Annotated in this window: 1 protein-coding gene; it reads right to left on the bottom strand. The window is 40.6% G+C overall.

The features are described 5' to 3' along the window. Nucleotides 1-731: Rib/alpha-like domain-containing protein (locus K6V48_RS11660; RefSeq protein WP_261311118.1), on the bottom strand; the 731-nt coding region annotated here is incomplete at both ends.

Raw genomic sequence — 731 nt, 5'->3', positions numbered from 1 at the left:
TCTTCAGCTTTTGGTGTTTCACCAACATTTACTGTTTGATCCTTAGTTTCTGGTGTGTACTTGTCAGCGTCTGTAGTTGGATCTACTACTGTTACCTTAACAGGAACTTCTTCTGTTGATCCATCTGGGTAAGTTACAACAACTGTTGCATCTTTCTCACCTGGAGTAGTTGTATCAATTGGATCCTTGAAGTCTACTGTTGTACCTGCTGGAAGATCTGGCAAGTTAGAGATAGAATCTTCAGCTTTTGGTGTTTCACCAACATTTACTGTTTGATCCTTAGTTTCTGGTGTGTACTTGTCAGCGTCTGTAGTTGGATCTACTACTGTTACCTTAACAGGAACTTCTTCTGTTGAACCATCTGGGTAAGTCACAACAACTGTTGCATCTTTCTCACCTGGAGTTTTTGTATCAATTGGATCCTTGAAGTCTACTGTTGTACCAGCTGGAAGATCTGGCAAGTTAGAGATAGAATCTTCAGCTTTTGGTGTTTCACCAACATTTACTGTTTGATCCTTAGTTTCTGGTGTGTACTTGTCAGCGTCTGTAGTTGGATCTACTACTGTTACCTTAACTGGAACTTCTTCTGATGATCCATCTGGGTAAGTCACAACAACTGTACCGTCTTTCTCACCTGGAGTAGTTGTATCAATTGGATCTTTGAAGTCTACTGTTGTACCTGCTGGAAGATCTGGCAAGTTAGAGATAGAATCTTCAGCTTTTGGTGTTTC

Origin of the sequence: Streptococcus suis (genome assembly GCF_019794555.1) — a bacterium.
GTDB classification, from domain to species: domain Bacteria; phylum Bacillota; class Bacilli; order Lactobacillales; family Streptococcaceae; genus Streptococcus; species Streptococcus suis_AB.
Note: the sequence above shows the minus strand (reverse complement) of the source record. Positions and strands in the feature narration are given on the sequence as shown.